The organism is Shewanella sp. HL-SH8, assembly GCF_051165765.1.
GTDB lineage: Bacteria > Pseudomonadota > Gammaproteobacteria > Enterobacterales > Shewanellaceae > Shewanella > Shewanella glacialimarina.
The window spans coordinates 3,221,721-3,239,709 of sequence record NZ_CP195039.1 but is presented as its reverse complement, the minus strand read 5'-3'; the positions used below and the strand labels follow the sequence as shown (position 1 = coordinate 3,239,709).

Sequence of the window (17,989 nt, the reverse complement as noted above, 5' to 3'; positions counted from 1 at the left end):
AGTCAGTTGAGAAAAAATCAACCTAATCGAACCATTTTTAACTAATCAGGCCTAGTATAAGCGCAGTAAACTAGGTAGATTGTTAGTCCAATAAGATTATTAGGAGTCGAGCGTTTATATGTCTCAGGAATTTAATGTTGTCGTTTTAGGTGCATCGGGCGCAGTGGGTCAAACAATGATTGAGATCCTCGAAGAGCGTAATTTTCCGGTTGCTAAGTTATTTCCTTTAGCGAGTAGTCGCAGTGCCGGCGAAACCGTGAGTTTTCATGGTAAGCAGGTTGAAATTCTTGATGTAGAAAAATTCGACTGGACCCAAGCTCAAATTGGATTTTTCTCCGCAGGTGGAGATGTTTCTGCAAAGTGGGCACCAATAGCAGGTGAAGCCGGTTGTGTTGTTATCGATAATACCTCACATTTCAGATATGACATTGATGTACCATTAGTGATCCCTGAAGTGAATCCTGAAGCGATTGCTGATTTCCGTAACCGTAACATAATTGCTAATCCTAACTGTTCAACGATTCAGATGCTGGTTGCATTAAAGCCGATTTATGATGCTTTTGGTATTACGCGTATTAATGTGGCTACGTATCAATCGGTTTCTGGAACAGGTAAAAAAGCCATTGATGAGCTAGCGGGACAATGCACTAAACTACTGCAAGGTTTACCTTCAGAACCTAGCGTTTATCCCAAGCAGATAGCATTCAATGTGTTGCCACAAATTGATAAGTTCATGGAAAATGGCTACACCAAAGAAGAAATGAAAATGGTGTGGGAAACACAAAAAATATTTGGTGATGACGAAATCGTGGTTAATCCAACAGCGGTTCGTGTGCCGGTATTTTATGGTCATTCAGAAGCTATTCACCTTGAAACCCGTGAGCCTGTTGATGCTGAAGCTGTTAAAGCGGTACTTCGTGACGCCCCAGGTGTGGTGATGTTTGAAAGTGATGATGAATACCCTACAGCGGTAACTGACTCAGCTGGTCATGATCCTGTTTTTGTTGGACGTATAAGAAAAGATATTTCTCATTCTCATGGTATAAATTTATGGGTAACGGCCGATAACATTCGTAAGGGTGCGGCCTTAAACAGTGTTCAAATTGCTGAGATTTTAATTCGCGATTATTACTAAATATCCGATGAGTTAAATTTATCTCAGGTAATTGAGTTATTTAGTCTAAAAAGCCCGCATTTTGTGGGCTTTTTTAGTTTTAGGCTTGCCGCTATAGTAGCAGGGCTGACAAACTTAGTTTATAGTCGTAAAAATGCCAAAATTTCATTAATCATCAATAATGTTAATAACAGTTAACGAAATTTTATAGCAAATAATTAACGATAAAAATGACCTAAAGCCAATTGTCACCATGACAAATGTTTCGTGCTAAAAGGGAAGGATTGAATGACATCTCGTACTTCATATTGGGTGGGCTTACTTTTATGTGCCGCCACAGCAGTCTCAGGAATTCAACTTTTTGCTTCGGCTCAAGCCGATACGCTTAAAATAACCGGCCCTAATGGCGAAGTTAAACAGGCAAACCGGCAATATGGCCCAACGACCTCAGCCGATACTTTTTGGAGTATTGCTCAGAAGGTACGCCCTAATGACCAAGTTACCATTTATCAAGTTATGGCAGCATTATTTGATGCCAACCCCCAAGCATTTAGCGGAAATAATTTTAACACCTTAGAAAGAGGCATGATCCTAACTGTGCCTTCTGCAGAGGTAATGGCTGCTATTCCAAAGGAACAAGCTAAATTACGTGCAGAGCGCGACGATAGTGCAGTGAGAACTGTTGTTAAACAAACACCGCGTCCAGATGCTACGCCAGTAAAAGTAGAACAAGCACCAGTACCAGAAAAACCACTGCAAATCATTGCTCAAACACCTGCCAAAATTAGCGAGGCAGAGCCCCTTAGCGCAGCTAAACAGAATGAGATTATTACCCTAAATAATCAGCTCGATAACGCAAATAATAAAACATTGATGCTGACAGATGAGCTTGCTAGAGCGCAAGACCAGTTGATGGCTACACGCAGTGATAATCAAATTTTAAAGCAAAAGTTAGCAGAACTAACTCAAAGCATTGGCCGTCTTGAAGAAGATTTACAGCTTTCAGGTGAAAAACAAGCACAGCTGATTGCTGACAATGAAGCGCTGGTTATTGAACTTGAAGAGGCTAATAAACCACCTGTAGAGCAACCCACTGATTTCTGGCGGAACTTAACCAGTAACACTGGGTTATTAATTGCAGCAGCAAGCTTACCAATTTTATTAATCTTCGGCGTTATTGCTTTAATCATGCGTCGCCGTTCAAGTGCAAATACTGTAGAACCAGTTCAAACAGAAAATAAATTAGCCTCTAACACTGTTCCAAGCCGCACAGATAATGAAAATGGGGATGATCTTGAAGATCTTGCCATTCATCTTGATGGTGACGATGAAGAGTCCATCGATGATTTATTAGATTTAGACAGTTTAGAGATGCAGTCAGACACTGATTTAGTGATTGATGATGATCAGATGGACATGGCATCTGAAATGTTTTTAACACAAGCTGAAGATGAAATTGATGTCACGCCTGAAGTCGAAGAGGAAGATGAGGGAACCTCACTTGATGATCTGTGGGCTGAAGCCATGGAAGAGCAGGATTCTGAGCTTGAACCTCTTGAAACTGATGAAGATTTAGACAGTTTGTTGGCAGGCCTTGACGATGAAGAAATTGATGAGGCTTCTCCAGCAGCGCTAGAAGATGATTTAGACGCATTGCTTGCTAATCTTGATGGTGAAACTGATGAAGTAGATTCGCCTGTAGCCGCGGAGCCAGAAGATGATTTAGATGCATTACTCGCAAATCTTGATGTTGAACCTGAAAGCAGTTCTGTTGAAGATCCCCTTGCTGATCAACAAGACAACATTGATGAATTATTAGCAGGATTCGACTTACCTGATGAGGATGCTTCAAATAAAACTGCCTCTGAACTTGAAACAAAGAATGACGTTAATAATAGTATCGTCGATGAAAATACAGCTGACGAAGATGATATCGACTCGCTATTAGCCAGTGTTGATCTTGATAATAAAACAGCAGATAAAGCTGATTTATCAGCCGAAATTGATAATGAAGATAGCGATGATATCGATGCACTGCTAGCCAGTTTTGAGGCTGATGATGCCCCAGCAGAAACTGAGGCAACTGAAACTGAAAAAGAAACAGAAGATCTGACAGATGCTATTGCCGCTGAACTGGAGTCAGATAATGAGGCTGATGTAAGTGAAGTTAATACTGATGACGATGATATCGATGCACTGCTAGCCAGTTTTGAGGCTGATGATGCCCCAGTAGAAACTGAGGCCGAAGCTACTGAAACCGAAATAGAAGATCTGGCAAATGAAATTGCCGCAGAACTTGAGTCTGATGATGAAGTTGATGCAAATGAAGTTAATACAGATGACGATGATATAAATGCACTGCTAGCCAGTTTTGAGGCTGAAGATGTCCCAGCAGAAACAGAAGCAACTGAAACTGAAAAAGAAACAGAAGATCTAGCAAATGCAATTGCCGCTGAACTTGAGTCAGATGATGAAGTTGATGCAAATGAAGTTAGTACAGATGACGATGATATAAATGCACTGCTAGCCAGTTTTGAGGCTGAAGATGCCCCAGCAGAAACAGAAGCAACTGAAACTGAAAAAGAAACAGAAGATCTAGCAAATGCAATTGCCGCTGAACTTGAGTCAGATGATGAAGTTGATGCAAATGATATTAATACAGATGACGATGATATAAATGCACTGCTAGCCAGTTTTGAGGCTGATGATGCCCCAGCAGAAACTGAGGCCGAAGCTACTGAAACCGAAATAGAAGATCTGGCAAATGAAATTGCCGCAGAACTTGAGTCAGATGATGAAGTTGATGCAAATGAAGTTAATACAGATGACGATGATATAAATGCACTGCTAGCCAGTTTTGAGGCTGAAGATGCCCCAGCAGAAACAGAAGCAACTGAAACTGAAAAAGAAACAGAAGATCTGGCAAATGAAATTGCCGCTGAACTGGAGTCAGATGATGAAGTTGATGCAAATGAAGTTAATACAGATGACGATGATATAAATGCACTGCTAGCCAGTTTTGAGGCTGAAGATACCCCTTCAGAAACAGAAGCTACTGAAACCGAAATAGAAGATCTAGCAAATGCAATTGCCGCTGAACTGGAGTCAGATGATGAAGTTGATGCAAATGAAATTAATACAGATGACGATAATATCGACGCACTGCTAGCCAGTTTTGAGGCTGAGGATGCTAAAACAGATCAAGACGCTGACGTTGTCGATGAGCTTGCTATAAACACATCAGCAAGCACAGCAGAAATTACATCAGAAGCAGCTGAAACTGAAGCTGAAACAGAAGCTGAAACAGAAGCTATGGTTGATGCTATCGCCGCTGGATCTGAGTCTGATAAAGGTGACGTCAGTCTTACTGAAGATGAATTTCTTGAATTTGATGAGCTGCCAGAAAATACCCCACATTTAGACTCACTATTAGCCGAGCTCGAATCAGCAACCCTTGAAGATGAAGCGGAAGAATTTCTATCTTTTGATGAAGATGATGAGCTAGACGATGATGATTTATCAAACCTAATTAATGAACTTGAGCTGGCGAACGAAACCACTGAACAAGATGACTTGAGTTTTGATGCATTAGAATCAGAGCTTAATCAAGCTGCGTCTGCCGAGGTTAATAGTGACAAAAATCTAACAAAAAGCGATGACATTGATGATTCAATTTTAGCCGATGCCGAAAATGAGCTCGATGCTCTTTTAGCAGGAATGAGCGCTGAAGATGAGACGTTAAACGATGAGTTGAGCAATGATGCTCAAGAGTTAGATTTGTCTGCGTTTGACAATACATCAGCACAAGTGAATAGTCCTGCAGAGCAGGTCACAGCTAAAGCTGAAAAAGACTCAGGATTTTTCAATGACTTAAAAGCAGCTAAAAAAGCACCTGCAGAGTTATTGGATTGGGAAACTGATTTATTTAATCCTCCAGCCAAACCTGCAGCACCAACTGACAACCTTATTGATAACAGTAAGGACTTTTTAGTCGATGATGAAGATGTCGATTTCAGTGTAAATGACGATATTGATTTTAATATAGATGAAGACGAATTTGTCTTGTCAGATGATGGCTTGACCGTTGATGAGGCAATAGCGGCACTTGATGCAAAAGAGTCTAAATTAGCATCGCCACATATTACAGAGGCCGAACTAAGCAACTTTGAACGCGAGAATGGCTTTATTGATATCAATAAATTACTCAATGACGCAGATGAAGACGATAGCGTTGCCAGTGATAGATATAAAGAAATTGATGTTGATATGGGTGAGTTTGAATCACTTATTGGTAATGCCGATATGATCGATGTTGATGACGAAGAAAACTCTGTTAGCGCCAAGTTAGACTTGGCGCGTGCATACATCGAAATTGACGATGAAGATAATGCCAAAGCCTTATTAAAAGAAGTTCAAGCGAATGGAAATGATCGCCAACAAGCTGAAGCAAGTTCGTTGATGAAAAAGCTAACCTAAGCCTAAAATTACTATTTAAAACGGCGCTTAGACATGCGTCGTTTTTTTTATGCTAGAATGCGCGCCATTTTGATTTAAAGTGAAAGGTTAAGTTATGCGAATTGCGTTGGGTGTCGAATATGATGGCAGTAATTTTTTTGGTTGGCAGCGACAGGCAGAAGTCGATTCTGTACAGGAACAACTGGAAACAGCGCTTTCGTATATAGCCAATGCCCCGATTAGATTGCATTGCGCGGGTCGAACTGACTCAGGCGTTCATGGCACCGGTCAAGTAGTGCATTTTGATACCGACGTGATACGTCAAATGTCAGCGTGGACTTTAGGGGTAAATACTAAACTGCCTAACACTATTGCTGTGCGCTGGGCAAAAGAAGTCGATGACAGCTTTCATGCTCGCTATAGCGCCACGGCTAGACGCTATCGTTACATTATTTATAACCATTCACTACGCGCTGGAGTACTGTCTCAAGGTGTTAGCCATTACCGTGGTGAAATTAACGAAACCTTAATGCACCAAGCTGCACAAACATTGCTAGGTGAACATGATTTTACTAGCTTTAGAGCGCTGCACTGTCAGTCTAAAACCCCTTATCGCACCGTGCATCATGTCAGCGTGACTCGTCAAGGTATGTATATTCTGGTTGATATTAAAGCTAATGCCTTTTTACATCATATGGTCAGAAATATTGTTGGATCTTTGATTGAAGTGGGCTTAGGTCATCAACCTATTAACTGGTTAGCGCAGTTATTACTCGAGAAAAATCGAAAATTAGCAGCGCCAACAGCCAAACCGAATGGTTTATACCTGGTTGACGTTTCTTACCCTGAGCAATATGATTTGCCTAAGTTGGCTTTAGGGCCATTGTTTATGCTCGATTAATAAAGACAAAGGCTGCCAACCGTGATGCACACAGATACAATTATTGCGCCCAATAAAGATGCTCATTTAGATGAGTGGCTAGACTATTTACTTGCGATACACCCTAGCGAAATAGATATGGGACTCGCCAGAGTCTCTATTGTTGCAGAGCGCTTAGCCTTAATCAATCTACAACCTGCACAGGTGATCACGGTAGCGGGAACTAATGGCAAAGGCACAACTTGTGCCATGTTAGAATCGATATTAATTCAAAGTGGCAAAACAGTTGGTGTATACAGCTCGCCACATTTACTCCGTTATAATGAGCGGGTCAGAATTAATCAGCAAGATTGCACCGATGACCAATTCATTGCCGCATTTCAAGCCATTGAACAAGCTAGAGCAGAGATATCACTGACATTCTTTGAGTACGCCACTTTGGCAGGTTTATATTTATTTAAACATGCTCAGCTAGACGTGATTATTTTAGAGGTAGGTTTAGGCGGCCGTTTAGATGCTACCAATATGATTGACTCAACCGCGACCATAATTACCTCCATAGATTTAGACCATCAAGAATACTTAGGTGATACCCGAGAGCTGGTTGGGCGTGAAAAAGCGGGTGTGTGTCGCAGTGAGTGTATCAGCATAATAGGTGAACCCAATTTACCGCAGTCGGTAGTTGATTATGCACAACAAATTAGTTGCCAGCTTATCAGAGTAGGGCACGAGTTTGATTATCAGCTTAATAATGATAACTGGACTTTCTCTACTCATATAACACAATCTCCAGCATTGACATTGCCTACATTGCCATTAGCGAATGCGGCCTGTGTGGTCGCACTTATGGATAAGCTTTGGCCTGAAATCAACTCTGCAACGATTAACAAAGGCCTTGAGTTGGCAAGTTTACCGGGCCGTTTGGAGTGCGTTAACCAAATACCGTTAGTCTTGGTTGATGTTGCACATAATCCACATGCGGCAAAATATCTTGCTGAACAGCTACGCAAAAAAATAGCCATATCAGGCAAAATTGTTGCCATTTGTGGCATGTTAAAAGATAAAGATATATCAGGCGTTTTTGCAGAACTTGTTGATGTAGTGAATCACTGGAATATGGTGACACTATCGACTGAGCGTGGTGCTAGCTCAGCGCAATTGATAGCTTTAATGGAGCCCATTGCACAAAATCAGCTAGATCATAGTGTCGCTTTTGAATTGAATGCTTTTAATAATATGAATGAGGCCTGGACAGCGGTAAATGCTACTATTGAGCCTAATGATGTGGTAATTGTATTCGGCTCTTTTTATACTGTCGCTGCTTTTAAATTGTTAATGTAACACTGGGATAAAATCTTGAAACTTCAATTTCAAAACCGTTTGGTTGGAACTATAGTGCTTGTTGCCCTTGGGGTAATTTTCTTACCTGATCTTTTAGATGGAAAAAAAGCCAAAGTAGTCGAAGAGTTTACTGAAATACCTTTACGTTCAGCGCCTCTAGTTCAGAGCAAGCCATTAACACCAGATGATTTTGAAGTCCTTGATGTTGCCAGTGTCGATATTGTTGGTGACGATGATGAATCTCGAGTGGATCCTGATGTGGTTCCTTTAGGTAATAATGCAGCAGAACCTGTAGCCAAAGAGCCAGTGGCAAAAAAAGTGATTGAGACCGCAAAAGCTCAACCTAAATCTGTTCCAAGTAAACCTGTAGTCGAAAAAGTAGTACCAAAGCCTGCTCCTAAGCCAGTTGCTAAAGCAGTATCAAGCCCAATTAAGTCCGGTTATACCTTACAATTGGGTGGATTTAATAGTGCGACTAATGTTAATGCGCTAATCGCTAAACTTAGACTGTCAGGCTATACCGCCTATACTTTGCCTGAAAAACCGGTCGAGGGATCATTAACCCGCGTATTTGTTGGCCCTGAAGTGTCAAAGGACAAGCTCGAAGCACGTCAAGCCTCGATAGCGAAACTAACCGGGTTAAAAGGTAAAATTATCGCTTATGATCCAATGGACAATTAATCTTAGTCAACATACATACTAAGTTGTTATATGCGGCCATTCATTGATTGCATAGATTTTTTTACTTAGATTGATAATTTATCTGTTGTAGAAATTGATTGTTCTGATTCATGTATGATTAATTTAGTCGATCGGGGGTGAGAAAAGTCTTCACCTCTGTTAGAATCGCGCCGTCTTAGTGTTTACCCGGATCCCCATCTCAATGGTTTGGATTGATTACGCAATTATTATTGTTATTAGCTTATCTACCATCATTAGTTTAGTGCGTGGATTTGCCAAAGAAGCCATGTCGTTAGTGGTATGGTTTGCGGCTTTTTTTATCGCCAGTCAATTTTATCTCGACCTTGCTGTTCATCTAACGCAAATGCAAGATGCAATGGTGCGTAATGGTGTCGCAATTGCCATTCTTTTTATCGCGACGCTAATTATTGGTGCACTTGTTAATTATCTTTTAGGTCAACTCGTTGCTAAAACTGGACTGTCAGGTACCGATAGAGTACTGGGTTTGTGTTTTGGTGCTATTCGCGGGGCGTTAATCGTCAGCGCGTTACTCTTTTTCATGGATGCGTTTACTGGTTTTCCTTCAACCGATTGGTGGAAGGCATCTGTGCTCGTGCCCGAATTTGGTGTGGTTATTCAGTGGTTTTTTGACTACTTGGAAAACACATCAAGCTTTGTACCCAAAATCTAAAACAATAAAACACCTTACAGTAAGGAACCTTACCCATGTGTGGTATCGTCGGAATAGTAGGCAAGTCTACAGTTAATCAAACGATTTATGATGCGCTGACAGTGCTTCAACATCGTGGACAAGACGCAGCAGGTATTGTAACCGTTGACGTAAATGCATTTCGTTTACGCAAAGCAAATGGTTTGGTTAAAGATGTATTTGAACCAAAACATATGCAACGTTTACAAGGCAATGCTGGTATCGGCCACGTACGTTACCCAACTGCAGGTAGCTCAAGCGCGTCTGAAGCTCAACCGTTTTACGTTAACTCACCGTTTGGTATTTCATTGGCTCACAATGGTAATTTAACCAATACCACTGAATTAGCTGCAAGCTTAATAACCAAACGCCGTCATATCAATACCACTTCAGATTCTGAAATTTTATTGAATTTGTTAGCCGATGAGTTGCAAGAAACCCGCAGCTTAACGCTATCAGCAGACGAAGTTTTTGACGCTATTAGTAAAGTTCATGCTCAAACCCGCGGTGCTTATGCGGTTGCAGCAATGATCATCGGCCAGGGCTTAGTGGCATTTCGTGATCCTTTTGGCATTCGCCCATTGGTATTAGGTAAGCATGAAACCGCATCTGGCACTGAATACATGGTTGCATCTGAAAGCGTTGCTTTAGACGCAGTTGGTTTTGAAGTGATGCGTGACGTTGCTCCTGGTGAAGCGATTTACGTAACTCTTGATGGTCAATTATTTACTCGTCAATGTGCTGTTAACCCAAGTTATTCGCCATGTATTTTCGAGTTTGTTTATTTTGCACGTCCTGACTCGACTATCGATAATATTTCGGTATATGCAAGTCGTGTAAATATGGGCACCAAGTTAGGCGAAAAGATCAAAAAAGAATGGGACGAACACGACATTGACGTGGTTATTCCTATTCCTGAAACCTCATGTGATGTAGCACTTGAAATCGCTCGCCATATGGACTTACCGTATCGCCAGGGCTTTGTTAAAAACCGCTATATTGGCCGAACATTCATCATGCCAGGCCAACAAGAGCGTAAAAAATCAGTACGCCGTAAACTGAACGCCATTAATGCCGAATTTAAAGGCAAAAATGTGTTATTGGTTGATGACTCTATTGTACGTGGTACGACTTCAGAACAGATTATCGAAATGGCACGCGATGCAGGGGCTAAGAAAGTGTACTTTGCTTCAGCAGCGCCTGAAATTCGTTTCCCTAACGTGTATGGTATTGATATGCCAACCACCAATGAGCTAATTGCCCATGGTCGTGATGCGGATGAAATTGCCAAGCTTATCGGTGCCGACGGTATTATCTTCCAGGATTTAACTGACTTGATTGAAGCGGTTAGAATGGAAAATCCAGAAATTAAACGTTTTGAAACATCGGTATTTGATGGTCATTATATTACTAATGATGTCGACCAGGCATATTTAGATCACATTATGCAGTTACGTAATGATGACGCTAAAGCGAATCGCACCAAGGATATCGGTACTAACTTAGAAATGCACAATGAGTGTCATCCTTAAGTTAAATCGTTAGTCGATTGAATGCTAAAAGCCTGCGAAAATGCAGGCTTTTTGTTACACGGGCATTGATTTAACGCTTTAATTTACATTTTTAAAAGTGAAGGAGTGGAAGCTTATTGAAATAGACTTTCAAAGAGCTTTGTTAAAACAGCAGTAAGTTGATTTAAATTTTCTAAAAGTATGTTTAAGTCTTTATTAATTAAAACATGCTTTTAATTTGAATCGATAACCAAAGTTAGTTAGCCTTTATAATTTTATTACATCACAAAAGAGCATTGATTTACCTCTAGGAATAATATGAAACTTATCGTTAAGGTTGTCATTTCCACATTCGTTATTGCTTGTTTTGCCTATTACGGAAGCTTATTTGTTATGCCTAGTGTAACCATCGAAAATTATTCAGCGTTAGCCATCAAACAAATAGAAGTTGCTCTACCAAGCTCAAACTTAAACTTTGGGGCGATTAATGACGGTGAGAAAAATACTTTATATTATTCACTGGAACAAAATGATGGTATGTACCGCTATCAATTTGAAAATGAAAACTCTGCTGTTTATAACGGCAGTTGCGGTTACGTGACGAGTAATGAGCTTCATAAGCAGTTCATCATCACGATTAATAAAAACAATCAGGTCATTTGCCGCTAGGTATACGGGAGGCGATGATTGAACCATAGCCTTAACCGGTTGAAGCAAGCAACACTCAATTTATATCGCTTTGCCTTTGAGTAATTTTCGCATCCACATTCGATTAGGGCTCAGCAGGGTTTGTGTTTCAAGATTAATAGGCATGATTTCACCGCATAGGCTTGCAGCCAGACACTCGGCAACTAAGGGCGCTGAACTTAACCCCCGAGAGCCAAATCCGCCCAAAACAAATAACCCATCATGAATAGGAGCTGGTGTCGTTTGCCAGTATTGTTGCCATAAACTGGGTTTATCTTTGCTGGCTTGTTGAGTTTGGTAGCGTTTATTTAATTCTGCCATATCAGTTGCATAACCCATTACCGGAAAATGGTCGCGACTGACCATTCTAATACCGACACGGGCTTCATTTTTACTCACATCGATATCGTCTGGCCAACTTACATCAGCAAAGCTTTGACTCATTTTCTTACCGTTTTCTTGTTGTTCAGTCGGACAAAAATCTAAATGTTGAGGATTTTTGACATAACTGGCGCCGACACAGTGAAGTTCTTCATAAACCGGGGTTAAGTAGCCATTGGCGCAAATCACCGTTTTCAGACTGGCAAGTGTTCCTTGTGAAGGTATATGGCTGACCTGTCCCCTGAAGCCGCTGAGCGGGATCTCACGGGTTTGTTGATAACGGGTTAAATTTGCACCATTGGCAACGACTAACTGCTGGTGAAAGGCGATAGGTGAGTCTTGTTCGTTACACAGTTGCTCGCCAGAAAATAATTCCCAACCTTGCGCTGTTTGTTTGATAGATTCAATATTGCAGTTCATCTTTATGGTGATATTGCCAATAGCGATAGCATGATCTAATGAGGCTTTGGCAAATTCATAGGGGCAAATCCAGCCTCCTAAAGGGTAAAACAAACCTGTTTGCTTTATTTCTACACCGGCAATGTCGCTCGCTTGATTTGCCGATACCGGACGAGCAATATCATCAGGCCAGTCCTGGCCTTTGATTATTTTATCCAGCCGCGCTTTGCTGCGTTCATCAAAACCTGTGTGAAGTACACCACAGAAGCCATGACTAACGTTATAACCTTGACTGGTTAAACGTTGAATCCGCTGACGACTATACAAAAAAGCCTGTTGAAAAAATTGACTTAATGCATCATTTTCGGGTGTGAGCAAAGGATAAATGGCACCTTGTCTATTGCCTGATGCACCTTGACCAATCTCTTCGTCCTGACAATAAAGCACCACACTTTTTCCTCTTTCAGCTAACGATAAAGCGAGTGAAGCACTGGCTATACCGCCACCAATAATTCCTATGTGCTGATTAATTGATGCAGGCGTAAGCGGACCTTGATAGGCGAAAGTAGCTTGTTGTTGATGCCTTAATGCTTGTCGCTCTTGGCAAGCAATCGTATCAACAGCGTTAGTCGATGTGGCTGGCCCAGTTACTTCCTGAGTGATTGAAGCAGTGGTTTGCTCCGTCAATAACTTAAACCCAGCCTGAGCAATAGCTGTTTGCAGTGAATAGAAAAATGGATCCGTTGGCGTGATTGGTTTGTCGTAAATACTGATTGCCGTATTATTATGGCTAAGTCTGCCGAGTTGCCAAACATTGGCTATCTGGTAAAAGTGATCCCTAAATAAGGGCGTCATCGTATCGGAACAGGCAAACCAATGGTGAACCTTATGTTGAATATTGGTTACGCTTGATAATTGCAGCTCAGTACGACTAAAGTAGCAGTCTATTGAAATATCATCTCGAATATTAATGCGCTGACAGCCTTCAATCGGCGCAATGGCAATATCTAAAATAAAATCGCATAATATTTGTTTAAAATGTAACATAAAAGCATTAAATTCAGCTTGTTGCTCTTTGCTATGATGAGTAAATAAACTCACATGCAAACGACCATGTTGCCAGGCTGGGCTGGTTTGTTTTAATTGTGTAAATGCACCCACTAAATCATTAATATGTGACGGTTCAGCTAGGCCTAAATGTCCAACATGGATCAGCTTTGTTTCTGTATCAAGTTGTTTTATAAGCCGCTGGAGATAATTCAGATAATGATTTACCATGAATAAATTGGTGCTTTTACTCAAAATAGTTTACTCAAACAGGAATAATTAACATTATTTTACCTGTGTTTATGGAAAGCTGACCACTTAAATGCCGTAAAACAGATATTATTGCCGCAATTAAGTGCCGACATCTACTAAATGGATATCAAATAATGAAAAGAGTCGTGATCACCGGGCTAGGTATAGTTTCAAGTATCGGTAACAATAAGCAAGAAGTGTTAGATTCACTTAAAGCGGGTCGCAGTGGCATTACCCATTCAGCGCAGTTTGAAGAAATGAAGTTACGTAGCCACGTTTGGGGTGATATTAAAATCAACCCAGCAGACCATATTGACCGTAAAGCACTACGTTTTATGGGCGATGCCGCGGCTTATGCTTATATCGCGATGCAAGAAGCGATTGCTGATGCTAATTTAACTGAAGAGCAGTATTCACATGACCGTGTTGGATTAGTGGTTGGTACCGGTGGTGCGTCTTCTTCAAACCAAGTACAAGCAGCAGATACATTACGCGAAAAAGGCGTCAAACGTGTCGGGCCTTATATAGTGCCTCGTATTATGTCTAGCACTGCTAGCGCTTGCCTAGCAACGCCGTTTAAAATCAGAGGCGTTAACTATTCTATCAGTTCTGCCTGCGCAACATCTTCCCACTGTATCGGCCATGCCGTTGAGCTTATTCAAATGGGTAAGCAAGACATGGTATTTGCTGGTGGTTCTGAAGAAGTTGATTGGACACTGACCATGGGCTTTGATGCTATGGGAGCGCTATCGACTAAATATAATGATAACCCAACTAAAGCATCACGCACCTATGATGCAGACCGTGATGGTTTTGTGATTTCTGGCGGCGGCGGCATAGTCGTTGTTGAAGAGTTAGAGCATGCTTTAGCCCGAGGCGCAAAAATTTATGCTGAGGTTATTGGCTATGGCGCATCGTCAGACGGTTACGATATGGTTGCACCATCAGGCGAGGGCGCGGTTCGTTGTATGAACCTAGCACTAGCGGATGTTGATACACCGATTGATTATGTTAACTCCCATGGTACCTCTACTCCAGTTGGTGATGTTCGTGAACTAGAAGCACTACGTGCGGTATTTAAAGATAAAATGCCTCCTGTTGCATCAACTAAGTCACTTACTGGTCATGCACTAGGCGCTGCGGGCGTGCATGAAGCGATTTACAGTATGTTGATGATGGAAAATAACTTTATTGCACCAAGTATCAATATTGATAACATTGATGAGCAAGCGAAAGATATTCCTATTGTTCGCGAGCTACGTGAAGCTAACTTAACAACAATTATGAGCAATAGCTTTGGTTTTGGTGGCACAAATGCCACATTGGTTATGCGCAAATATAAGTAACGTCTTACAGTTTACCCAATAAAAAACCAGTCGTTAGACTGGTTTTTTTATTGCTATAGCTTGGGTAGCTAATTAAATACTTAATCTATTGCATCATGGGGCCAAAGCCTAAGCTCCATAAAATAACGCTTGACCCCATCAACGCGACCAGTAAGACCAAGCCTGCCGTCACTACCGAACTGGCATAGATAAAGCCTTTTTCTTCTGGAATGTTCATTATTATCGGAACACCGGCATAAAGTAGATATACAGAGTAGGCTAAACCGAATAAACCGACGACCATAATAAACCATAGTACCGGATATAAAGCGGCTAAACCGACCATAAATAAAGGTGTTGCGGTATAGGATGCTAGTTCAACCGCTTGGGTATAAGTTGGGTCGGCATCAAATGTTTTACCCATCCAGTAGGCCAGATATGCTAAGGCCAGTACGCCAGCAATAAGGCCAAAGTACATTCCAACAGACATTATCATCGCACTTTCACTGGTTAGAAATAAGGCCTCCCCAGCACCAGGGTTCCAACCAATATGTGCGGTTGCAAAATATGCACATATCGCAGGGATGAGGGCAATAAGCAGTACATGACTAAGGCTGCTTTTGAGTGCCTCATGATTTTTTTCGATTGTTTGCCACTCTTGTTTTGGATGAGTGTAAAGCCCCATTAAGTGATTCAGTATCATTATTGTTATCCTTGTTTAGCACATTACAACAAGCTCGCCAAACTACAGACGAACTGACTACAGCTCTTTACAATCGCCTTAATCAGTCCTGCATATACTTAGCACTACAAAACTGAGTAGTAATATTGCTAAGTAATAACCTCATTCCTAATTTGAAGTCTATCTATTAAGGTAATTGAATGCGCTTGTTAACATTAAGTTAAAACTTACTACGCACAAGACTATTTATTGAACATAAATAGCATTTCGTCAAGCGGTATTATGTATTTGTGTTCATAAAAAAAATATCTGCAGGTAAGATAGTTACAGATACTTGATAGGATAATGGGCTTTATGCAGCAACTACTTGCACCAATTAATGAGTTTTTAGGTTGTGAAACCCCAAACAGTTGGATTGAACACGCCAGACAACCGCAACAATTAACGGATTTGTTAATCGACCACTGTAACTGTGAGTTAAAAGCGGCTCAAACTGCGATGATGATGGTGCGTAAATATGCGATTGATAAAAGCAGTGCAAATATATTAAAAATCTGGGCTAAACCCTATGAAGATTTTGTCTATAGCCAAGCCCGAGATGCTCATGCTTTTCTTAACCGTGATGTGAAAAAGAATGACATTACTAATGAGTTAGTGGCTAACCATCGTTTAAGTATTAGCGCTGATTTATTATCAAAAATGATTAAGTTGATTAAAGAAGAGTTCCATCACTTTGAGCAAGTGCTGCAAATAATGACGACTAGAGGCATTGATTATAGCAATATGCGTGCAGGTACCTATGCCAAACAGCTCATTAGCCATGTACGCACCCATGAACCACTCACTATCGTCGACAAGCTAATAGTAGGTGCATTTATTGAGGCTCGCTCATGTGAGCGATTTGCTAAAATTGCCCCTCACTTAGATGATGAACTGGGTAAGTTTTATATTTCTTTATTGCGTTCAGAAGCGCGTCACTATCAAGATTACTTATCACTTGCTCAAGATGTCGCAGCTGAGGATATCAGTGATCGTATTGCGTATTTCAGGGTGCAAGAAGCGGCATTGATTATGGCTGATGATACCGAGTTTCGATTTCACAGTGGCGTGCCAGTGTAGTTATACTTTACGAGACACAGCTCTTATAATGTTTTGGTGCGCGATTGAGTTAAATACATTATTAGCAAAAAATAAAATAGGCTGGTGTTTTGAGCCAGTGTTTGATGTCGAATTAATTTTCAACAAAAGGTAATTGCACCAATTCACAACCTGATTTATCAACCATTAATACACTGCCTTGGGTATACCAGTCGCCAACAACAACTCGCTTTTTGCCTTGGGCTAGTAAGTGAATGTTAGGGCGATGAGTGTGACCATGTATCATAAGATCACAACCAGTTTCAGCAAGTAAACGCTGAACAGCACTTGGCTCAACATCCATAATTTCATAATGTTTTTGCTGATTGCCCGTTTGACTTTTTTGCCTGATTTTAGCGGCAATATTTAGGCGGGTCTGTTTAGGCAAGTGTGAATAAATCCAGCGGACTATGGCTAGGCTGCGAAAGCGTCTAAAGCGCTGGTAACCAATGTCTAAAGTACATAAGCTATCGCCATGCAAAATAACCGTTGAGTTGTCATAAAGATTGGTTTTATACACATCGGGTAATAAGGTCATGCCTGCATTGCGACAAAATGCCTTACCGACCATAAAGTCTCGATTACCCTGGGTAAAAAAAACCGGTATGTGCTGAGATACTTGATTTATCGCATTAGCAATATCGGCGGTATATGTTTCGGCAATATCATCACCCATCCACACTTCGAACAAGTCGCCAATAATGTAAAGTGCTTCTACATTATCTAAGCCTTGTTTGAGAAACTGCAAGAATGCCTGGGTGATGTCAGGGCGATCTGCACTTAAATGCAAATCACCCACAAAAGCGGTACGCATTACTTAACAGATACGCTTTGAATAACAATCGCTTCTAATGGTACATCTTGATGCATACCACGGTTACCTGTGGCGACCACTTTCATTTTTTCAATGATGTCTAAACCTTCAACCACTTCACCAAATACGCAGTAACCCCAGCCTTGAGACGTTTCTGACTTAAAATCAAGGAATGTATTGTCATTGACGTTGATAAAGAATTGCGCTGTAGCTGAATGAGGATCAGAAGTACGTGCCATGGCTACCGTACCTTTGCGGTTTGATAAGCCATTGCTTGCTTCGTTTTTAATTGAAGCATTGACACGTTTTTGATCCATTTCTTCAGTAAAACCACCGCCCTGGATCATAAACCCATCAATTACACGGTGAAAAACAGTGCCTTCGTAAAAGCCTTCTTCTACGTATTTCATGAAGTTAGCCGCTGTAATAGGGGCTTTTTCAGCATCAAGTTGTAAGCTAATGTCACCAAGGTTGGTATGTAAAGTAATCATGAAGTCTCACTTAGATAAAATAATTTGCGGCGATTCTAACTTATCTTGATTGCTGCTTAAAGCATTGTGTTCAAAAGCGTGCC

14 protein-coding genes are annotated in these 17,989 nt (G+C 41.0%); 10 read left to right on the top strand and 4 right to left on the bottom strand.

Translation table 11 applies throughout. The features are described 5' to 3' along the window. Positions 1 to 118 precede the first annotated feature (118 nt). The 8 genes from ACRWQN_RS14255 to ACRWQN_RS14220 all read left to right on the top strand — a co-directional run bounded on the left by ACRWQN_RS14255 (position 119) and on the right by ACRWQN_RS14220 (position 11,360). On the top strand, positions 119 to 1,135 hold the full coding sequence (locus ACRWQN_RS14255; RefSeq protein WP_434938457.1) for an aspartate-semialdehyde dehydrogenase: 1,017 nt from the start codon (positions 119 to 121) through the stop codon (positions 1,133 to 1,135). Between the two features lie 267 nt (positions 1,136 to 1,402). Beyond that, positions 1,403 to 5,590 carry a FimV/HubP family polar landmark protein gene (locus tag ACRWQN_RS14250; RefSeq protein ID WP_434938455.1) on the top strand — a complete coding sequence of 1,396 codons (4,188 nt, stop codon included), beginning with the start codon at positions 1,403 to 1,405 and terminating at the stop codon, positions 5,588 to 5,590. 94 nt (positions 5,591 to 5,684) lie between these two features. Then, positions 5,685 to 6,470, top strand: a complete 786-nt coding sequence (gene truA / locus ACRWQN_RS14245) for a tRNA pseudouridine(38-40) synthase TruA (RefSeq protein ID WP_226414479.1) — start codon at positions 5,685 to 5,687, stop codon at positions 6,468 to 6,470. Positions 6,471 to 6,494: 24 nt separating this feature from the next. Beyond that, a complete protein-coding gene (folC, locus tag ACRWQN_RS14240; RefSeq protein ID WP_434938453.1) occupies positions 6,495 to 7,790 on the top strand; it encodes a bifunctional tetrahydrofolate synthase/dihydrofolate synthase in 1,296 nt (431 codons plus the stop codon). Positions 7,791 to 7,805: 15 nt separating this feature from the next. Then, a complete protein-coding gene (gene dedD / locus ACRWQN_RS14235) occupies positions 7,806 to 8,471 on the top strand; it encodes a cell division protein DedD (RefSeq protein ID WP_434938451.1) in 666 nt (221 codons plus the stop codon). A gap of 202 nt (positions 8,472 to 8,673) precedes the next feature. Next, positions 8,674 to 9,162: a CvpA family protein gene (locus ACRWQN_RS14230; RefSeq protein WP_226414484.1), complete on the top strand. Its 489-nt coding sequence runs from the start codon at positions 8,674 to 8,676 to the stop codon at positions 9,160 to 9,162. A 35-nt stretch (positions 9,163 to 9,197) separates the two neighbouring features. Then, the gene (gene purF / locus ACRWQN_RS14225; protein ID WP_434926653.1) at positions 9,198 to 10,712 is read left to right on the top strand and encodes an amidophosphoribosyltransferase; all 1,515 of its coding nucleotides are present in this window, start codon (positions 9,198 to 9,200) and stop codon (positions 10,710 to 10,712) included. 297 nt (positions 10,713 to 11,009) lie between these two features. Then, entirely contained in the window at positions 11,010 to 11,360 is a 351-nt protein-coding gene (locus ACRWQN_RS14220) for a hypothetical protein (RefSeq protein ID WP_434938449.1), read from the top strand. Between the two features lie 60 nt (positions 11,361 to 11,420). Here ACRWQN_RS14220 and mnmC read toward each other — a convergent pair whose 3' ends face one another. Then, positions 11,421 to 13,436: an FAD-dependent 5-carboxymethylaminomethyl-2-thiouridine(34) oxidoreductase MnmC gene (mnmC, locus tag ACRWQN_RS14215; protein ID WP_434938447.1), complete on the bottom strand. Its 2,016-nt coding sequence runs from the start codon at positions 13,434 to 13,436 to the stop codon at positions 11,421 to 11,423. Between the two features lie 155 nt (positions 13,437 to 13,591). On the opposite strand from mnmC, the gene fabB reads away from it, so the two are divergent. After that, positions 13,592 to 14,803 (top strand): beta-ketoacyl-ACP synthase I, encoded by a 1,212-nt coding sequence (gene fabB, locus ACRWQN_RS14210; RefSeq protein ID WP_226414494.1) that lies wholly within the window; start codon positions 13,592 to 13,594, stop codon positions 14,801 to 14,803. Between the two features lie 85 nt (positions 14,804 to 14,888). Here fabB and ACRWQN_RS14205 read toward each other — a convergent pair whose 3' ends face one another. Beyond that, positions 14,889 to 15,485 carry a Yip1 family protein gene (locus ACRWQN_RS14205; protein WP_434926650.1) on the bottom strand — a complete coding sequence of 199 codons (597 nt, stop codon included), beginning with the start codon at positions 15,483 to 15,485 and terminating at the stop codon, positions 14,889 to 14,891. A 333-nt stretch (positions 15,486 to 15,818) separates the two neighbouring features. Here ACRWQN_RS14205 and miaE point away from each other — a divergent pair, with 333 nt between their 5' ends. Next, positions 15,819 to 16,583 carry a tRNA isopentenyl-2-thiomethyl-A-37 hydroxylase MiaE gene (miaE, locus tag ACRWQN_RS14200; protein WP_434938446.1) on the top strand — a complete coding sequence of 255 codons (765 nt, stop codon included), beginning with the start codon at positions 15,819 to 15,821 and terminating at the stop codon, positions 16,581 to 16,583. A gap of 112 nt (positions 16,584 to 16,695) precedes the next feature. Here miaE and ACRWQN_RS14195 read toward each other — a convergent pair whose 3' ends face one another. Continuing rightward, the gene (locus tag ACRWQN_RS14195; protein WP_434938444.1) at positions 16,696 to 17,415 is read right to left on the bottom strand and encodes a UDP-2,3-diacylglucosamine diphosphatase; all 720 of its coding nucleotides are present in this window, start codon (positions 17,413 to 17,415) and stop codon (positions 16,696 to 16,698) included. Then, positions 17,415 to 17,906: a peptidylprolyl isomerase gene (locus ACRWQN_RS14190; protein ID WP_434926647.1), complete on the bottom strand. Its 492-nt coding sequence runs from the start codon at positions 17,904 to 17,906 to the stop codon at positions 17,415 to 17,417. Before ACRWQN_RS14190 ends, ACRWQN_RS14195 begins: the two co-directional genes overlap by 1 nt. Positions 17,907 to 17,989 lie beyond the last annotated feature (83 nt).